Source organism: Pseudomonas sp. PK-RTE-24, from assembly GCF_054052265.1.
Genome location: NZ_CM133224.1, coordinates 4,378,010 through 4,395,598, shown reverse-complemented (window position 1 = coordinate 4,395,598; position 17,589 = coordinate 4,378,010). Strand labels below are relative to the sequence as shown.

At 61.9% G+C, this 17,589-nt stretch carries 13 protein-coding genes; 7 read left to right on the top strand and 6 right to left on the bottom strand.

The window, feature by feature from the left end; all coding sequences use genetic code 11:
• Nucleotides 1-249 precede the first annotated feature (249 nt).
• Complete coding sequence (locus ACV8MC_RS19670; RefSeq protein ID WP_375123738.1) at nucleotides 250-2,301, top strand: 2Fe-2S iron-sulfur cluster-binding protein; 2,052 nt, start codon at nucleotides 250-252, stop codon at nucleotides 2,299-2,301.
• Between the two features lie 18 nt (nucleotides 2,302-2,319).
• Nucleotides 2,320-2,532, top strand: a complete 213-nt coding sequence (locus tag ACV8MC_RS19665) for a hypothetical protein (protein WP_041480326.1) — start codon at nucleotides 2,320-2,322, stop codon at nucleotides 2,530-2,532.
• Here the strand turns inward: ACV8MC_RS19665 and gabP are convergent.
• Both gabP and ACV8MC_RS19655 read right to left on the bottom strand, forming a co-directional pair.
• Complete coding sequence (gene gabP, locus ACV8MC_RS19660) at nucleotides 2,529-3,935, bottom strand: GABA permease (RefSeq protein WP_457263102.1); 1,407 nt, start codon at nucleotides 3,933-3,935, stop codon at nucleotides 2,529-2,531. The two genes, ACV8MC_RS19665 and gabP, sit on opposite strands and share 4 nt — an antisense overlap.
• A gap of 235 nt (nucleotides 3,936-4,170) precedes the next feature.
• Nucleotides 4,171-6,297: a TonB-dependent siderophore receptor gene (locus ACV8MC_RS19655; protein WP_457263100.1), complete on the bottom strand. Its 2,127-nt coding sequence runs from the start codon at nucleotides 6,295-6,297 to the stop codon at nucleotides 4,171-4,173.
• A 266-nt stretch (nucleotides 6,298-6,563) separates the two neighbouring features.
• Between ACV8MC_RS19655 and paoC the strand changes: the two genes are divergently transcribed.
• Together paoC and ACV8MC_RS19645 are read left to right on the top strand one after the other, a co-directional pair.
• Nucleotides 6,564-8,774 carry an aldehyde oxidoreductase molybdenum-binding subunit PaoC gene (paoC, locus tag ACV8MC_RS19650; protein ID WP_457263099.1) on the top strand — a complete coding sequence of 737 codons (2,211 nt, stop codon included), beginning with the start codon at nucleotides 6,564-6,566 and terminating at the stop codon, nucleotides 8,772-8,774.
• 25 nt (nucleotides 8,775-8,799) lie between these two features.
• The gene (locus ACV8MC_RS19645; RefSeq protein WP_110600526.1) at nucleotides 8,800-9,132 is read left to right on the top strand and encodes a hypothetical protein; all 333 of its coding nucleotides are present in this window, start codon (nucleotides 8,800-8,802) and stop codon (nucleotides 9,130-9,132) included.
• 149 nt (nucleotides 9,133-9,281) lie between these two features.
• On the opposite strand, the gene ACV8MC_RS19640 is transcribed toward ACV8MC_RS19645, so the two are convergent.
• A complete protein-coding gene (locus ACV8MC_RS19640) occupies nucleotides 9,282-9,866 on the bottom strand; it encodes a TetR/AcrR family transcriptional regulator (RefSeq protein ID WP_056786121.1) in 585 nt (194 codons plus the stop codon).
• 212 nt (nucleotides 9,867-10,078) lie between these two features.
• Between ACV8MC_RS19640 and ACV8MC_RS19635 the strand changes: the two genes are divergently transcribed.
• The 3 genes from ACV8MC_RS19635 (at nucleotide 10,079) to ACV8MC_RS19625 (ending at nucleotide 13,714) form a co-directional block, all read left to right on the top strand.
• The gene (locus tag ACV8MC_RS19635) at nucleotides 10,079-10,756 is read left to right on the top strand and encodes a type 1 glutamine amidotransferase domain-containing protein (protein ID WP_122692540.1); all 678 of its coding nucleotides are present in this window, start codon (nucleotides 10,079-10,081) and stop codon (nucleotides 10,754-10,756) included.
• A 102-nt stretch (nucleotides 10,757-10,858) separates the two neighbouring features.
• Nucleotides 10,859-11,980 carry an alkene reductase gene (locus ACV8MC_RS19630; protein WP_457263096.1) on the top strand — a complete coding sequence of 374 codons (1,122 nt, stop codon included), beginning with the start codon at nucleotides 10,859-10,861 and terminating at the stop codon, nucleotides 11,978-11,980.
• 195 nt (nucleotides 11,981-12,175) lie between these two features.
• The gene (locus tag ACV8MC_RS19625) at nucleotides 12,176-13,714 is read left to right on the top strand and encodes a cryptochrome/photolyase family protein (protein ID WP_457263094.1); all 1,539 of its coding nucleotides are present in this window, start codon (nucleotides 12,176-12,178) and stop codon (nucleotides 13,712-13,714) included.
• Between the two features lie 6 nt (nucleotides 13,715-13,720).
• Here the strand turns inward: ACV8MC_RS19625 and ACV8MC_RS19620 are convergent, their stop codons facing one another.
• The 3 genes from ACV8MC_RS19620 to ACV8MC_RS19610 all read right to left on the bottom strand — a co-directional run bounded on the left by ACV8MC_RS19620 (nucleotide 13,721) and on the right by ACV8MC_RS19610 (nucleotide 17,562).
• A complete protein-coding gene (locus ACV8MC_RS19620; protein WP_457263092.1) occupies nucleotides 13,721-15,223 on the bottom strand; it encodes a sensor domain-containing diguanylate cyclase in 1,503 nt (500 codons plus the stop codon).
• Between the two features lie 130 nt (nucleotides 15,224-15,353).
• On the bottom strand, nucleotides 15,354-16,268 hold the full coding sequence (locus tag ACV8MC_RS19615; protein ID WP_041480316.1) for a LysR family transcriptional regulator: 915 nt from the start codon (nucleotides 16,266-16,268) through the stop codon (nucleotides 15,354-15,356).
• A gap of 94 nt (nucleotides 16,269-16,362) precedes the next feature.
• On the bottom strand, nucleotides 16,363-17,562 hold the full coding sequence (locus tag ACV8MC_RS19610) for an MFS transporter (RefSeq protein ID WP_457263089.1): 1,200 nt from the start codon (nucleotides 17,560-17,562) through the stop codon (nucleotides 16,363-16,365).
• Nucleotides 17,563-17,589: the final 27 nt, after the last annotated feature.

Genomic DNA, 17,589 nt, shown 5'->3' with positions numbered 1-17,589 from the left:
ATCGTGTCGATGGGCTCATCCTGCTCCCCTGCCGCAAATCGCGGAATCCTCAGCAAATACAATCGAGCATTTCAGCCAGTGAAATAATCATCCTCGTCCTTAGGCGCGCGTAGGGATCATTTCACCGCGTGAAACAGTGGATTGCAGTTTCTGGCCATTCCCTCGCAACCGGCCGAGGGCGAACATGAGCCCACTTGAGCTTCAGCCCCTGGCGGCTCACCGGCCCGTTTGCACCCGAGGAGAATCGAAATGGACACAGCGTCGAAACCGCAGCCCTCGCCCTGGCATGAAGGTGAGCTGACCCTGCAACGTGCCGTCGGCGCGGTGGAGATGATGGTCGGTGTCGGCCAGCGGCAACTGGCCCGCGACTGGATGCCGGATCAGCACCGCGAGTTCTATGCGCAACTGCCCTTCGTCGTGCTCGGCGCCGTTGATGGCCAGGGCGACCCGTGGGCGACGCTGCGCACCGGTCAACCGGGGTTCATGGATTCGCCGTCACCACAGGTTCTGAAGATCAAACTTGACGCCCAGCCCAATGACCCGGCCAATCAAGGCCTGCAGCCCGGCGACGCGATCGGCATGCTCGGCATCGAGCTGCACACCCGTCGGCGCAATCGCATGAACGGCAACATCAGCCGCCGCGATGACAACATTCTTGAGATCGGCGTGACCCAGGCTTACGGCAACTGCCCGCGCTACATCAATCTGCGCCATTACGCGTTCGTCGACGAAACCACCGACACCGCGCTCGACCTGCCTGTCAGCGAACCCTTGGTGCGCGACATGATCACCGCCGCCGATTCGTTCTACGTGGCCACTTACGTGGTGCGCGACGGTGAGCGGCAAGTCGATGTGTCCCATCGCGGCGGCAAATCCGGTTTCGTCCATATGGACGAGGACGGCACCCTGACCATCCCGGATTTCTCCGGCAATCTGTTCTTCAACACCTTGGGCAACATCCTGCTCAACCCGCGCGCCGGGCTGACCTTCATCGATTTTGAAAGCGGCGATCTGTTGCAGATGACCGGCAGCGCAGAAGTGCTGCTCGACGATCCGCAAATCGCCGCGTTCCAGGGCGCCGAGCGTCTGTGGCGCTTCAAGCCGCAGCGCATCGTTTACCGTCAGGCCGCATTGCCACTACGCTGGGCCGAGCAGCCGCAAGGCGATTCGCCCAATTCGCAAATGACCGGCAGCTGGGAGCAGACCCGCGAGCGTTTGCAGGCCGAGGCGCTGCGCAATCAATGGCGCGCGCTGCACGTCACGCGGGTGGTCGATGAGAGTCCGCAGATCCGCTCCTTTTACCTGCAAGCCAACGACGGCTTCGGCCTGCCGCGCTTCGAACCGGGCCAGCACTTGCCGATCAAGGTCTTGCTCGACGGTCAGGATGCCGCGTCGATCCGCACCTACAGCGTGTCCAGCGCGCCGTCGGACGAGTTCCTGCGCATCAGCGTCAAACGCGACGGCTCGGTGTCTTCGCATCTGCATGATCGGGTCCAGGCACTGGATTTGATCGAAGCCCGCGCGCCGCAAGGCGATTTCACCGTTGACGCCACCGAACGCCGGCCACTGGTGCTATTGGCCGCCGGGGTTGGGGTGACGCCGTTGCTGTCGATGCTGCGCGAGGTGGTCTATCAGGGCAAACGCATCAGCCGCATGCGCCCGACCTGGGTCGTGCAAAGCAGTCGCACCGTCGAGGATCTGGCCTTTCGCGAAGAAATCGACGCCTTGGCTGCACGCGCCGGTGACAAGGTCAAGGTGCTGCGCGTGGTCAGCCAGCCGCCGCTGGAAGCAACAGCGCAGGGTTACGATCATGCCGGGCGCATCGACATCGCCTTGCTGAAGAGCCTGCTGCCGCTGGATGACTACGATTTCTACCTGTGCGGCCCGGGCAGTTTTACCCAGGCGCTGTACGACGGCCTGCGCAAAATGCGCATCCCGGACGATCGCATCCACGCCGAAACCTTCGGCCCGTCGACGCTGATCCGCGATGTCGAAATCAGCACCCCGGCGCCGCCGCAAGTGCCGGTCGCGGAAGAGCCGGTCAAGGTGCTGTTTGCCACGTCCGGCAAGGAAGCACGCTGGGAACCGGGCAGCGGCACCTTGCTGGAACTGGCCGAGGCGCGTGGCTTGAATCCTGAGTTCAGCTGTCGCGGCGGCTCGTGCGGCACCTGCAAAACCCGCCTTACCAGCGGCCAGGTGCATTACCTCACCCCGCCGGCCATGCGTCTGGCGGATGACGAAGTGCTGATCTGCTGCGCCGCCCCGGCGCAGGGCAGCGACACCCTGGTGCTGGATGTTTGAATGTTGAGGAGGTGTGCCATGAAGCCGTTTGCCGAAACCAGCGTCGTTTGGCCGCAAGAGAAAACCGGACTGTCCGCCAGCGAATGCGAACGCAGCTTTTTGCTGCCGCAACTGATGGGCTCGCTCGCCGGTGAAACCTGCGCGTTGACGGGCTCATTCAATCAACGTGAGCATCTGCCTTCGAGCCCGAACGGCTGGTTTTCCCGTGGGCTCAAGGCGTTGTTTGCTTAGGCTTTGCTCACCGCCGCCACTCTGCCCGCCGGCCCATGCTGGCGGCTGGTGATCAATCCGACGAAGGAAATCAGCAGCGCCAAGCCAATGGTCGAGGTCACTTCCAGGCGATGTTCAGGGGTGATCATCATCACCGCCAAAGCCGCGCAGATAAAGGCGATGACCAGCCAGGTGAGCCAGGGAAACAGCCACATGCGCAGGGTCATTTCGACCTTTTCCCGTTCCAGTCGGCGGCGCATGCGCAACTGCGAAATGGCGATCACCAGATACACCAGCAAGGCAATCGCACCGGAGCTGGCGAGCAGGAACTGGAACAGCCCGGCCGGCATGAAATAGCTGAGCAAGGTAACGCCCGCACCAATCACCGTGCTGGCAATGACCGCCGCGCATGGCACGCCTGCCGCCGAAGTCACCTTCAATGCCGGCGGCGCATCGCCGCGTCGACCCAAGGAATAGAGCATGCGCGAGGAAATGTAGATCGAGGAGTTCATGCAACTGGCCACCGCGATCAACACGACCACGTCGACGAGGAATTTGGCGTTAGGGATGTTCATCAGTTCCAGTGCGCGCTGGTAGGAACCGACCGAGGCAAGTTGCGGGTCATTCCACGGCACCACGGAAATCACCACGAAGATCGACAGCAGATAGAAAATGCCGATACGCCAGATCACCGAACGGGTGGCCTTGGCGATGTTCTGCGCCGGATTGTTCGATTCCGCAGCGGCAATGGTCACCGCTTCGGTGCCGATGAAACTGAACATGATGGTGATGAACGCGCCGACCACCGCCGACTTGCCGTTCGGCGCAAAGCCGCCGTGCTCGGCCATCAGCGTGCTCAAGCCACTCGCTTCGCGCTCGGGAATCCAGCCCATCAGCACCGCAAAACCCAGGCCGATGAAACCGATGATCGCGATGACCTTGGCCATGGCGAACCAGAATTCGAACTCGCCGTATTTCGACACGCTGAACAGGTTGGTGATCACCAGCAGCACGATCGACAGCAAGGCGAACAACCAGGCATCGACCTGGGGAAACCACTGATTGAGCACGTGACCGGCGGCCAGTGCTTCAATGGGAATCACCAGCACCCAGAACCACCAGTAGAGCCAGCCAATGGTGAAGCCGGCCCAGCGGCCAATGGCTTGATCGGCGTAGGTGGAAAACGAGCCGGTGTCGGGATGCGCCACGGCCATTTCACCGAGCATGCGCATCACCAGCACGACCAGCAGACCGGAGAACAGATAAGCGAGCAGCACCGCAGGTCCTGCAGCGGCGATGGCGTGGCCTGAGCCAACGAAAAGTCCTGCGCCGATGATGCCGGCAATGGAAAGCATGGTGACGTGACGCGGTTTGAAACCTTGCGCCAACTGACCGTTGGAGTCCTTGGGGTTCAGGCTGTTCATGGGTTCTTATTGTTCTCATGATCGACGTTTGGGCCACTGACTGAGCGTCAGGCGATCATCATTTCCGGTGTCGGCATCAGGCGAAAGCTGCGACGCAGACGCTTTGCCGACGAAATGATGCTTCACCTTACGTGGCCCGACCGCCGCGCAACTAGCCTGAGTGCGGCATGCCGATGTCTGATTTCGACATGCCACTCTCAGGCCACCATGGGGCGGCGGCAACCGCTGCGGCGATTTACAGCGTGTAGGAAATCCCCACCTGCACGGTTCGCGGCGCGCCTGGGTAGGCGTAAACGTTGCCGAAGGCGCCCTCTTCGTAGTCACGATCGAAGATGTTTTTCACATCGAGATTGAGGCGCACCTTGTCGTTGACTTTGTAGAAGCTCAGCAGGTCGACCACGGTGTAACTGCCCATGGAAAACGCGGTGTTGGCGGTCTGCCCCGCGCGCTCGTCGACGTATTTCAGGCCGGTGCCAAGGCCAAGACCTTTGAGCGTGCCGTCCTGGAACTCGTACATGTTGAGCAGGCTGAAGCTGTTCTTCGGGATGTTCAGCAGGCGCGTGCCGGAGCGCAGCGTGTTGTCCTTGGTCACCTCGGCGTCAACGTAAGCGTAACCGCCGACCACTCGCCACTCCGGGGTGAGGTTGCCGGTGACATTGACGTCGAAACCACGGCTACGCACTTCACCGGCGGCGACGCTGAAAGTCGAATCCACCGGGTCGGTGGTCAGCACGTTGCGCTTTTCGATCTGGTAGATCGCCGCGTCGACGCTCAACTGCTGATCCAGCGCTTCCCACTTCACGCCCATCTCGTAGGACTTGCCTTTCTCCGGGGCGAAACCGCCGCCTTCGCGGCTGGCGCCGGTGTTGGGCTTGAACGAGCGCGCGGTGTTGGCGTACACCGCCAGGGTTTCGGTCAAATCGTAGGTCACGCCGATACGCGGGGTGACGGCATTGTCGCTGGCCTGCCAGCTCTTGCCACCCGGCACGTAGGTTTCGTAATCGTGCTCGAAGCGCTCGAAACGCGCGCCGGCCAGCACTTTCAGTTTGTCGGTAAGGGCTACCTGATCCTGCACGAATGCCGCGTAGGTCTTGAGGTTCTCTTTGTCGTGGGTCGGCGTGCGGGTCAGCGCCGGGCGTGGCTGGCCGTAAACCGGATTGAAGATGTCGATCGGGTAGGCACTGACCGCGCCGCTGGAGCGCTGGATGATCGACTTGTAGTCGTAATCTTCGTACTCGATGCCGGTGAGCAAGGTGTGCTGCAGACCACCAGTGTCGAAATGCCCGGTGAGGTTGAGCTGGGTGTCCTTGTCGGTCCATTCCAGCTTGCGGTAGTTGAAGTTGCGCCCCAGCGTGCGGCCGTCAGCGGCAATGCCGTTGGCCTCGATCGCATTGCCCTTGAGCGAGCCGTCGAGCCACTGGAAACCACCGCCGAGGGTCCAGTCATCGTTGAGCATGTGCTCGAAACGCAACTGCGCCATGTTGTTGTCGTTGTGCAGCTTGCCGACGTCCTTCTCGCCAAAGAAGGTATCGCGCGAGGCGGTGCCGATCTGCGCCGGGTAGCGCGTGACGCCACGATCGAGCGGCGCGTTGTTGCGCATGAAGTCGCCTTCGAAAATCAGCTTGGTCGCATCGGTGGCCTGCCAGGTCAGCACCGGCGTGATGCCGTAGCGCTCGTTCTCGACATGATCGCGGAAGGTGTCACCGCCCTCGCCCACCACATTCAAGCGATAGGCCAGACGCCCTTCTTCGTCGAGTGGCCCGGAAGCGTCGAGGGTGCCGCGCTTCATGCCTTGGTCGTTCAACTGGCTGCCTAACGTAACGGTGCGCTCGGGCAACGGCTGTTTCGACACCACGTTGAAGGTACCGCCTGGGTCGCCACGGCCATAGAGCATGGTCGCCGGGCCGCGCAGCACTTCCAGACGCTCGATGGTGTTGGCGTCGGGCATGTTCGGGTAGCCACGGTTGATCGGGAAACCGTTGCGGTAGAACTCGCCCGTGGTGAAGCCGCGCACGGTGAAGGTGGTCAGGCCCTGCCCACCGAAATTGTTCGCCCGCCCGACGCCGCCGGCGTAATCCAGCGCATCCTGCAAACGCGTGGCGCCGAGGTCTTCGACGGCGTCCTTGGTGACCACGCTGATTGACTGCGGGGTTTCATGAATCGAAGTGTCGGTGCGCGTGGCGCTGGCCGAACGGGTCGCGCGGTAGCCTTGCACCGGGCCGTCTGCCCGTTCGTAATCCGCTGTGCCGACTACGTCGGTAGCTTCCAGCTCAAGCGTTGAAGAAGTCGGTTCGGCTGACTCAGCCCACGAGGAAGAAGACAACGCCTGCAGCACACAAATGGAAAGCAGAGTTCGACGCATGAGGTGAAAACCTTTACGAATAGGCCAGAACGAAGGGCAAAACCGCCAGTGAAAACGTCGCGCATGGTATACGGTCGCATTAGTAATTGAAACGTATTCCTATTTGTCACATTGATCTGGATTGGTGAGCGAGATTCATCACTCCATCCTGAATCCGCGCATTATCAGTGGCGCGTCGATGGCCTAGGCTCGTAGAGATCCGACGTCAACCGATGGCTGCGCCGCGCTACGTGTGCGTCGCCAGCCTGTCTGGAAGGAATTTGCAGATGAAATTCGACACCCCGGCCGGCTCCAATCCGATCGACCAGCTGAAGGTGATCGGCCAACCTGCCGACCGCATCGACGGCAAGCTGAAAACCACCGGCACCGCCCCCTACGCCTACGAGCAAAACGCAGCGGTGCCGGACGCCGCCTACGGCTATATCGTCGGCGCAGGGATCGGCAAGGGGCGCATTGCCTCGATCGATTCGACGCAAGCGCGGGAGGCGTCAGGGGTGATCGCCGTCGTCACTTACGAAAACGCCGGGGCATTGGCCAAAGGCGAGTTTTACGTAGCCAGGGCCTTGGCCGGGCCGCAGGTCGATCACTATCACCAGGCCGTGGCGATTGTCGTCGCAGACACTTTTGAACAGGCCCGCGCGGCCGCCGGCTTGCTCGACATCCGCTACGTGGCCGAAGCAGGTTCATTTGATCTGGCGGCTGCGAAAGACTCCGCAACCCCACCGCCACCGGCCGGTTTCGGCCCGCCGCCGCAGACCAGCGTCGGTGACTTTGAAGGCGCCTTCAACGCTGCGCCAGTGCAAATCGATCAGCACTACAGCACGCCTGACCAGGCCCACGCGATGATGGAACCGCACGCAACCATTGCCCGTTGGAGTGGCACGCAGTTGACCTTGTGGACATCGATCCAACAGATCAACTGGGGCGTGCGCGATCTGGCGAAAACCCTCGGCATCGCCAAGGAAGATGTGCGCCTGATCTCGCCGTATATCGGCGGTGGTTTCGGCGGTAAGGGCACGATTCTTTGCGACGCTGTGTTGGCATCCCTGGCCGCTCGACATGCCGGGCGACCGGTGAAAGTCGCGCTGCCGCGGCCGCTGATGTTCAACAACCTGACCCATCGTCCGGCGACGCTTCAGCGCCTGCGCATCGGTGCCAACCGTGACGGCGTGATCACGGCGATCGGCCATGAGAGCTGGTCGGGCAATCTGCGCGGTGGTCGCGCCGAAGCGGCCACCGCGTCAACCCGCTTGCTTTACGCCGGGGCCAATCGCATGACCCGTTTGAATCTCGCCGTGCTTGATCTCGCCGAGGGTTCGGCGATGCGCGCGCCGGGCGAGGCACCGGGGATGATGGCGCTGGAAATCGCCATGGATGAACTGGCCGAAAAGCTGCAGATGGATCCGCTGCAGCTGCGCATCCTCAACGATTCGCAGGTCGATCCGGAGCAACCGGCGCGGCCGTTCTCCAAACGGCAGTTGGTGGAATGCCTGAACACTGGGGCCGAACGCTTTGGCTGGCGTCAGCGCAACCCTCAACCCGCTCAGCGCCGTGAGGATGGCTGGCTGATCGGCATCGGGCTGGCCTCGGCGATTCGCGGCGCACCGACCACCGCTTCGGCGGCGCGGGTGCGTCTCGATCGTCAAGGCGTCATCACCGTGGAAACCGACATGACCGACATCGGCACCGGCAGTTACACCATCATCGCCCAGACCGCTGCCGAAATGATGGGCGTGCCGCTGGACCGTGTCGTGGTGCACTTGGGCGATTCGCGGTTTCCGGAATCGTCGGGCTCCGGCGGCCAGTGGGGCGCGGCCTCCTCCACTGCCGGCGTGTATGCCGCGTGTGTGAAACTGCGTGAAGCCGCCGCTCGCGCCGTCGGGATTGACCCGCAGCAAGCGGAGTTTGTCGACGGGCAAATTCGCGCAGGCTCGCAGCAGGTTGCCTTGGCTCAGGCCGCAGCCAATGGCGAGCTGACGGGCGAGGACCGCATGGAATACGGCGATCTGGCCGAGCGTTTTGCCCAGCAGACTTTCGGCGCGCATTTCGCCGAGGTCGCGGTCAATGCGGCGACCGGCGAAATTCGCCTGCGCCGGCAACTGGCCGTGTGCGCCGCCGGGCGCATCCTCAATCCGAAAACCGCGCGCAGCCAGATCATCGGCGGCATGACCATGGGCGCAGGTGCGGCATTGATGGAGGAGTTGGCGGTTGATCATCGAATCGGCTTTTTCGTCAATCACGATCTGGCCGGATACGAGGTGCCGGTGCACGCCGACATTCCCCATCAGGAAGTAATCTTTCTCGATGAAGTCGATCCGTATGCAACCCCGTTGAAAGCCAAAGGCGTTGGCGAGCTGGGTATCAGCGGCGCGGCGGCGGCCATCGCCAACGCGATCTATAACGCGTGTGGTGTACGGGTGCGCGATTATCCGATTACGCTGGATAAACTCATCGGCGAGTTGTCCTACCCGGTCTAAGACTCGATCGCGCAGGATATCGCCCATGTACCCCACCACCCCCGATGGCCGCTATTTTGTGGTCAAGCAACAGCTGTGGCGTTGCAGCAATCCATCACTGCCAGCCGCCGAGCGTGAGGCGTTTGTAGCCGAGCTCATGTCAGCGCGGCGTGCGGTCAAAGAGGCAAAGCGTGCGGAGGATGCACAGGCGTTGAAGTCGGCGAGAGCTCGCGTCAACGAGGCCAAAGTCGCGCTGGGTGAACGCGGGCCGGTGTGGTGGGATGACGGCAGCCCGGATTACAACCGATTCAAGGTGAGCAATACACCGTATGCGCAGTGGTTTGCCCAACTGCCTGAAGAGGACAGCAGTTCTGCCTGAGTTTTGAATGATCTCCAATCTCACCAATCAACACAGATCTCCTGTGGGAGCGAGCCTGCTCGCGAATGCATTGGGTCAGTTAAAGAAGATGTTGGATGTGCCGCCGCCATCGCGAGCAGGCTTGCTCCCACAGGGATCTGCGGCGAGGCTCAGACTCGCAACAACTGCCGGGTCATTGCCATCGAAGTTTCCAGCGACTGCCCGGTGCGCTGCAGTTTGTTCAGCAGACTCGCGCCGAGCCAGAGCTGATACAGCGTCTCAGCCAACTTCCGCGCATCGCCCTCGGGCAGGCTTTTGTCATTTTGGCCTTGTTCGATGCATTCGGTGATGCGCGCGACGATGCGTTCGGCGCCGTCGCGCAAGGTCAGGCGCATTGATTCGGACAGGTCGGCGACTTCGGCGCTGAGTTTCACCACCAGGCATTCATCGCCGTGGCCTTCGAGGGTGCAGCGGTTCTGCCAGCCCTGCCAGTAATCCATCAAACGCTCGAACGCAGTCAGCCCAGGCAATGTCAGGCGGCGCTCCATGTCGGCGAGGTAGTCGACGAAGTAATCCTCGAGCAGCGCCTGGCCATACAACTCCTTGGATTTGAAGTAGTGATAGAACGAGCCCTTGGGCACGCCGGCGGTCTGCAGGATCTCGTTGAGGCCGACGCTGGTGAAGCCCTTCTCGGCCATCATCCGGTGGCCGGTGTCGAGCAAGTGTTGGCGGGTGTCGTCAAAGGTCGGCTTCATGGTGCGCAAAATTCCAGACAATAGACCAGTCGTATAGTTTTCAGGACCGGGAGTTTGCCATAACCGACGGGCAAAAACATTTTCTGAAAAAATTACTAGACGACTGGTCTAATTGGAAACTATGCTGCGCCCCGACACACAAATTCATGCGGCACCGACAACAAGCGAATCCCTCGCCTTCTGCCGATGCCAGACCAACCCACGGGTGCTCTATGAAAATCTTGATGGTTCTGACTTCCCACGATCAACTCGGCAACACTGGCAAGAAAACCGGTTTCTGGCTGGAAGAGTTCGCCGCGCCCTACTTTGCCTTCAAGGACGCCGGCGCCGACGTCACCCTGGTATCGCCCGCCGGCGGCCAGCCGCCGCTCGATCCGAAAAGCGATGAGCCAAGCGCGCAGACTGCCGAAACCGATCGCTTCCGCGCTGATCCGGCCGCACAACAGGCACTCGCCACTACTGGCCGGTTGGCTGATGTGAAGGCCGAAGATTTCGATGCCGTGTTCTACCCAGGCGGCCACGGCCCGTTGTGGGATCTGGCCGAAGACAAGGCCTCGATCGCGCTGATCGAAGCCTTCGACCGCGCCAACAAACCTCACGGTTTTGTCTGCCACGCACCCGGCGTATTGCGTCATGTGGTGCGCGCTGACGGCCAGCCGATCGTCAAAGATCGCGACGTCACCGGTTTCACCAACGCCGAAGAAGCTGCTGTTGGTCTGACTGACGTGGTGCCGTTCCTCATCGAAGACGAGTTCCAGCGTCTGGGCGGGCGTTACTCGAAAGTCGCCGACTGGCAGGTGCATGTGGTCGCTGACGGTCAACTGGTCACCGGCCAGAACCCGGCCAGCTCCGCCGCCGTTGCCGAAAAGCTGTTGAAGATGCTCGGCTGAATCCCTCGCTCCAACCCGATCAACGCCGCGTGCGTACAGCCCGGCGTTGTTTTTTTGCCCAGTCACTAGTCGACTGGTCTAATCAGATTCAAGGCTTACTCCATGAATAACGCTTTTTTCACGCCTGGCAAATTGGGCGCCCACACCCTGAAAAACCGCATCGTCCTGCCGCCCCTCACCCGCCAGCGCAGTACGCAACCGGGCAATGTCGCCAACGAATTGATGGCCGAGTATTACCAGCAGCGCGCCGGTGCCGGTTTGCTCGTCACCGAAGGCACGCAGATCGAACCGCGCGGGCAAGGTTATGCGTGGACGCCGGGCATTCACACGCCGGAGCAGATCGCCGGTTGGCGCAAAGTCACCGAGGCGGTGCACGCCGTGGATGGCGTGATCTTCGCCCAGCTCTGGCATGTCGGTCGGGTCTCGCACACGGCGTTGCAGCCCAACGGCGATGCGCCGGTGTCGGCCTCTGCGGTCGCCACGGACCGCGTCAGCGTGTTCATCGAAACCGCGCCCGGTGTCGGTGAACTGGTGCCGCCGTCCGCTCCGCGCGCGTTGAGCACCGATGAAGTGCAGGAACTGATTCAGCTGTACATCCAGGCCGCGCGCAACGCGATGGATGCGGGTTTCGATGGCATCGAACTGCACTGCGCCAACGGTTATCTGGTCAACCAGTTCATCTCCGCCCACAGCAACCTGCGCACCGACCTGTACGGCGGCTCACTGGACAATCGCTTGCGCTTCTTGCGCGAAGTGGTGGCCGGCGTCGCCGAATGCATCGGCAAGGACAAGGTCGGTGTGCGGTTTGCGCCGCTGTTCACTACCACCGATGAAGCGCGGACGTATCTGGGCCTGGTCGAGGAAGATCCGCACACAACTTACATTGCGGCGATCAAGATTCTTGAAGACGTCGGCATCGCATACCTGTCGATCGCCGAAGCCGACTGGGACAACGCGCCAGCCATGCCGCAGACCTTTCGCCAGGCCGTGCGCGACACGTTCAGCGGCGCGATCATTTATGCCGGTCGCTACACCGCCGAAACCGGCGCGCAATTGCTTGAGTCGGGCCTGGCGGATCTCGTTGCGTTTGGCCGACCGTTCATGGCCAACCCGGACCTGCCGGCGCGGATTGCCAATGACTGGCCGTTGAACCAATTGAATCCGGCGACGGTGTATGGCGGTGGTGCCGAGGGTTATATCGATTACCCGACCTACCCCGCCTAAGAACCCAAAACAAGTTCCTGTGGGAGCGAGCCTGCTCGCGAAGGCGGTGGGTCAGTCAGCACTTGAATTGACTGACAGGACGCTTTCGCGAGCAGGCTCGCTCCCACAATAGGATGTCAGTGGCCGCTAAAACCTATACATAACAAACAATCTGTATAACTATTGGAGTTCGAATCGTTCACCGGACTTAGCTCCATGCCCCCTGCCCACCGCTTGCTCCTGATCCTCGGCGACCAGCTGTCTTTCGACCTGGCCTCCCTGCAGCCACTCGATCCCCAGCAAGACCTGCTGCTGATGGTCGAGGTCATGGAGGAAGCGACTCACGTCGCCCATCATCCGCAAAAAATCGCCCTGATCTTCAGCGCCATGCGCCACTTTGCCGAGGCGTTGCGCGATAAAGGCTACCGCGTCCAATACGTCCGCCTCGACGACCCGGATAACAGCGGCTCCATCCCCGGCGAATTGCAGCGCTGGCAAACCCTCACCGGCGCCGAAGAGATTCACATCACCGAATGCGGCGACTGGCGCCTTGAGCAGTCAATCAAAGATTCGGGCTTGCCCGTGCACTGGCATTCAGACAGCCGCTTCCTCTGCTCCCGCGAAGAGTTTTCCAATTGGGCCAGCGGCAAGAAGCAGCTGCGCATGGAGTTTTTCTACCGCGAGATGCGGCGCAAGAGTCGGCTGCTGCTTAATGGTGACGGCACGCCGGTCGGCGGTGCGTGGAATTTCGATGCGGAGAATCGCAAGGCGCTGCCTAAACACGCCAAACCGCCCTACCCGGCGCGTTTCGCCAATGACGCAATCACCCAAGAGGTGCTGGCGTTGGTCGGCGAGCGCTTTGCCACGCATTACGGCACGCTGGATGACTTCAATTACCCGGTGACCCACGCCGATGCTCAGGCCCTGTGGCAGTACTTTCTCGACTACGCGCTGGCCGGCTTCGGTGATTACCAGGACGCCATGGCCAGCGACGAACCGTTCCTGTTTCACGCGCGGATCAGTGCCGCGCTGAACATCGGCCTGCTCGATTTGCGCCAGCTGTGCAGCGATGTCGAGGCGGCTTACTGGTCAGGGAGCATCGGCCTCAACGCTGCCGAAGGCTTCATTCGGCAGCTGATCGGCTGGCGCGAATACGTGCGCGGTGTGTACTGGCTGAAGATGCCGGATTACGCCGAGGGCAACGTGTTTGCTAACACGCGTGCGCTGCCGGAGTTCTACTGGACGGGTGAAACGCAGATGAACTGCATGCGCCAGGCCATCGGTCAAAGCCTGCAACATGCCTATGCCCACCACATCCAGCGGCTGATGGTCACCGGCAACTTTGCCTTGCTCGCCGGGATTGCGCCGAAGGAAATCTGTGAGTGGTATCTGGCGATCTACATGGACGCCTTCGACTGGGTCGAACTGCCCAACACCCTGGGCATGGTCATGCATGCCGACGGCGGTTATCTCGGCTCCAAGCCTTACTGCGCCAGCGGCCAGTACATCAATCGAATGTCGGATTACTGCGGCGACTGCGCCTACAAGGTCAAGGAAAGCAGCGCGGACGATGCCTGCCCGTTCAATGCGCTGTACTGGCATTTCCTCATGCGCCACGGCGATATTCTGCGTGGCAATCAGCGCATGGGCATGATGTACAAGAACCTCGACCGCATGCCGCTGGCCAAGCAGGATGCACTGTGGCAACGCGGACAAATGCTGTTGGCGAAACTGGATAGCGGCGAAGCTTTCTAGTGCGCCTCAGGCCTGCCTGGCCATCCCGTTGCGCCCCGCCGCTTTCGCGCGATAGAGCGCTTGGTCGGCGGCCTCGATCAGTTGCGGCAGCGAATCCAGTTGAGCGCCCGTCCCCACCGCCATGCCGATACTCACCGTGATCCGAGCAAACGGACTGCCCGGGTGGGCGATGTTCGCCTGCTGCAAACGCTCGAGCATCAGTTGCGCCACCACCGTCGCACCGGCGCTGTCGGTGGCCGGCATGATCACCGCCATTTCCTCGCCACCGTAGCGCGCGACCAGATCCGAGGGGCGTCGCACGCAGCCTTCAAGAATCTTGCTGACCGCTTGCAGGCAGGCATCGCCGGCGACGTGGCCCAAGGCATCGTTGAACAATTTGAAGTGATCAATATCAATCATCAGCAAGGCCAGCGAAGTCCCGTCACGCTGCGCGCGCCGCGCTTCCACCGTCAGGGTTTCATCGAAACAGCGGCGGTTGGCCAGGCCGGTCAGCGCGTCCTTCAGAGCCAGTAATTCCAGCTGGCGATTGGACGCGAGCAATTGCTGCTGGGCATCGCGCAAGGCTTCTTCGGCCTCGGTGCGGCGGCGGATATCAAGGATCAGGAACCAGCCGATCAACCCGGTCAGCCCCAGCAGCCCGATCACCACCACCGCCGACAGCGCCGCTTCGATGCGCCACGCCGCTAGCGCTTCGTCCTTGCCCAGGGCCACGGTGGTGATCAGCGGCAGCGTTTCGCTTTTACGGAACGCGTACAACCGCTCCACGCCGTCGAGGCTGGAGGTGTAGGAGGCAGTGCCGACCGAACGGTCGACGAGGTATTTGGCGTAGATCGGCGAACTGGAGAAGTTGCGGCCCATGTCCTGCTCGCGGAACGGGTAACGCACCAGCAGCGTGCCATCGGTGTACGACAGGCCTATCGCGCCGTCCTGGCCAACGTCGAGTTTGCCGAACACTCGCAGAAAGTTTTCCACCCCCAGCGTCACTGCTACAACGCCAGCGAACTGGCCACCGGCGTCATTGAAGCGCCGACTGATGGTCACCACCCATTCATGATTGGCACGGCTCTGGATCGGCGGGCCAATGAACGGCTCGCGGCTGCGGTTTTCACGGTGGTGAATGAAATAGGCGCGGTCGCTGCTGTTGGCGCCCTCCGGAATCGGCCGGTTGGAGGACATCAGCCAATGCCCGTTCCGGTCATAGATGATGATGCCGCTGAGCTGGGGCATCAGCGGCTGCTGACGGTCGATCAGGCTCTGGATGCGCTGAATCTGCGCCGGGCCGTTGCCCTCGGTTTCCAGGCGCTCGACCAGCCCGAGCAAGAGCAGCGAGCTTTGCCGGACAATGCCTTCGGTGTAGGTGTTGAGCGCCTGGGTCAGGTTCAGGCCATGCACATCGACCTCGGCCAGCGCGCGCTCACGCGAAGACCAGACTTTCCAGATCGTCAGCGAAGTCAGGGAACAGCCAATCACCAGCAGCAGGAGCATTACAAGGCGAGTATCACGCTTCACGTCAGTACCTTAAGGAAGTCCGGTATCCATTCCAGCCATCATTCGAACGTCGGCACTCACGGCGGCCACGTGTTCCGGGGCGCAAGCATACAAGCAGTGTGCAGCGGCCGCAGCAACAGAGTGTGCAGCGCTAAGCGGCAGGTGCGGCGGGTTTGAGGATTTCCACGAGAAAATCGATGAACACGTTGATCCGGCTCGATCCACGGTGATTGGGCAGGTACAGCGCGTTGATGCAACTGCTGGCACTGCCGGGATTGACCTCGTAGTGCTCAAGCAAGCGCGTCAGGCGCCCGGCGGCGACGTCGTCGCGCACCAGCCAGTCGGCCAGCAGCGCCACCCCGCCACCGCCAATCGCCGCTTCGCGCAGAATGTCGGCGTTGTTGCTTTGCAGGCGTCCCGCAACGTTGAGCTGAATCGGCTCTTCGTCGCCCTGAAAGGTCCAGTGATGATGGCTGCCGCCGTAATCGAAACGCAGGCATTGGTGCTCAAGCAGATCCCGCGGATGTTCGAGCACGCCGCTGCGCGCCAGATAATCCGGGCTGGCGACAATCCAACGCTGAAACTGCCCGACGCGTTTGCTGACGATATCTTCGCTGACCACCGTCGAGCCGAGCCGTACTGAAACGTCGATCTGCTCGCTGAGCAAATCGCTGACCTGATCGCTCAGCGACAGGCTGATCTCCAGCCCCGGATGACGTTCGAGCAAGCGGCTCAGGTGCGGCGCGATCAGCCGGCGGCCAAACTCCACCGGCACGCTGATACGCAAGCGGCCCTGGGCATCACTGCCACGATCGGCGACCACCGCATCGGCTTCGTCGATGGCATCGAGAATCGCCACGGCCTTCTCGAAATAGGTTTGACCGGCGACGGTCACGCTGGTGTTGCGCGTGGTGCGATTGAGCAGGCTGGCGCCCAACTCGTTCTCCAGCCCCGCCACTTGCCGTGTCACCGAAGACGTCGAAATCCCAAGCTTGCGCGCCGCCGAGGAATAGCCCCCGCAGCGCACGGTTTCAACAAACATCTTCAAGGCCAGCAACTTGTCCATAAGCGGGATCCGGTGGTGAGGGAACGCCGCTGATTGTGCATCAGTGCTCGCCACACGTCTTGTATCGTCGTGCTTGCCGGGCCTCATCGCGCCCTCAGCCATCAGCCTTGCGGCTCAGGAGCAACGCCAGCGCCAGCGCCGGCAACACCGCTACGGCGACGGCCGAGAGGTTCCAGCCGAAGTGTTCGTACAGCGGGCTGGCGACCAGTGAACCGAGGGCGCCGCCGACGAAGATGCTGGTCATGTACACCGCATTCAGGCGTGCGCGGCTGTGCGGGTCGAGGGCGTAGACCTCGCGCTGGCCGAGGACCATGTTCAACTGCACGGCAAAATCCAGCAGCACCGCACACACCACCAGCCACACGTAACCACTGCCCGGCAACGCGGCGATCAACAGTGACAGCGGCGCCAGCAGCAACGCCACCAAGGTACCGCGACGACCGTGCCCGGCATCGGCCAGACGCCCGGCAATCGGCGCAGCAATCGCACCCACCGCGCCGACCAGAGCGAAGATCGCCACCTGCGCCTGGCTGAAACCGTGGTGACGCATCAGCTCAATCGGCGCGAGAGTCCAGAACAGGCTGAAACTGGCGAACAGCAAACCCTGATACAGCGAACGCTGGCGCAACACAGGAAAGCGTCGGGCCAAGGCAAACACCGAACCGATCAACGCGACATAGGTGGCTTTGTGCGTCGGCATCCGGCGCGGCAATGCCACAGCGGTAATCAGCGCGATTACCGCCATCAGTGCCGCCGCGCTGTAAAACACCCCGCGCCAGCCGAACACTTCAACCAACAGGCTCGACAGCGGCCGCGACAGCAGAATCCCCAGCAGCAAGCCGCTCATGATATTGCCGACCACGCGGCCCCGGCTGGCTTCCGGCGCCAAATGCGCAGCCAACGGCACGAGAATCTGCACCGCTACCGAGGTCAGACCGATCAGCAAAGAGAGCAGCAGAAACAGCGACGGCGAATGGGTCAGGCCAGCGCACAGCAACGTCACGCTGGCGGCGAGGGTGAAACCGACTACCAGACGGCGGTTTTCCATCAGGTCGGCCAGCGGCACCAGCAGCAACAAGCCCAGCGCGTATCCGAACTGCGTCAGCGACACGATCAGGCTGGCATTGGCGCTGGACAGGCCGATCTGCGGCGCGATCAGTTCGACGATGGGTTGTGCGTAATACAGGTTGGCGACGACCGCGCCGCAGCAAAATGCCAGAAACGCGACCATCAGGCCGGAGAGTGAAGCAGGCTGTTCGGCGGGGGCCGCAACGGCAGGGTTGCCCGTAAGCATGGTGACACCTCGTTGAGTTCGGGAAAG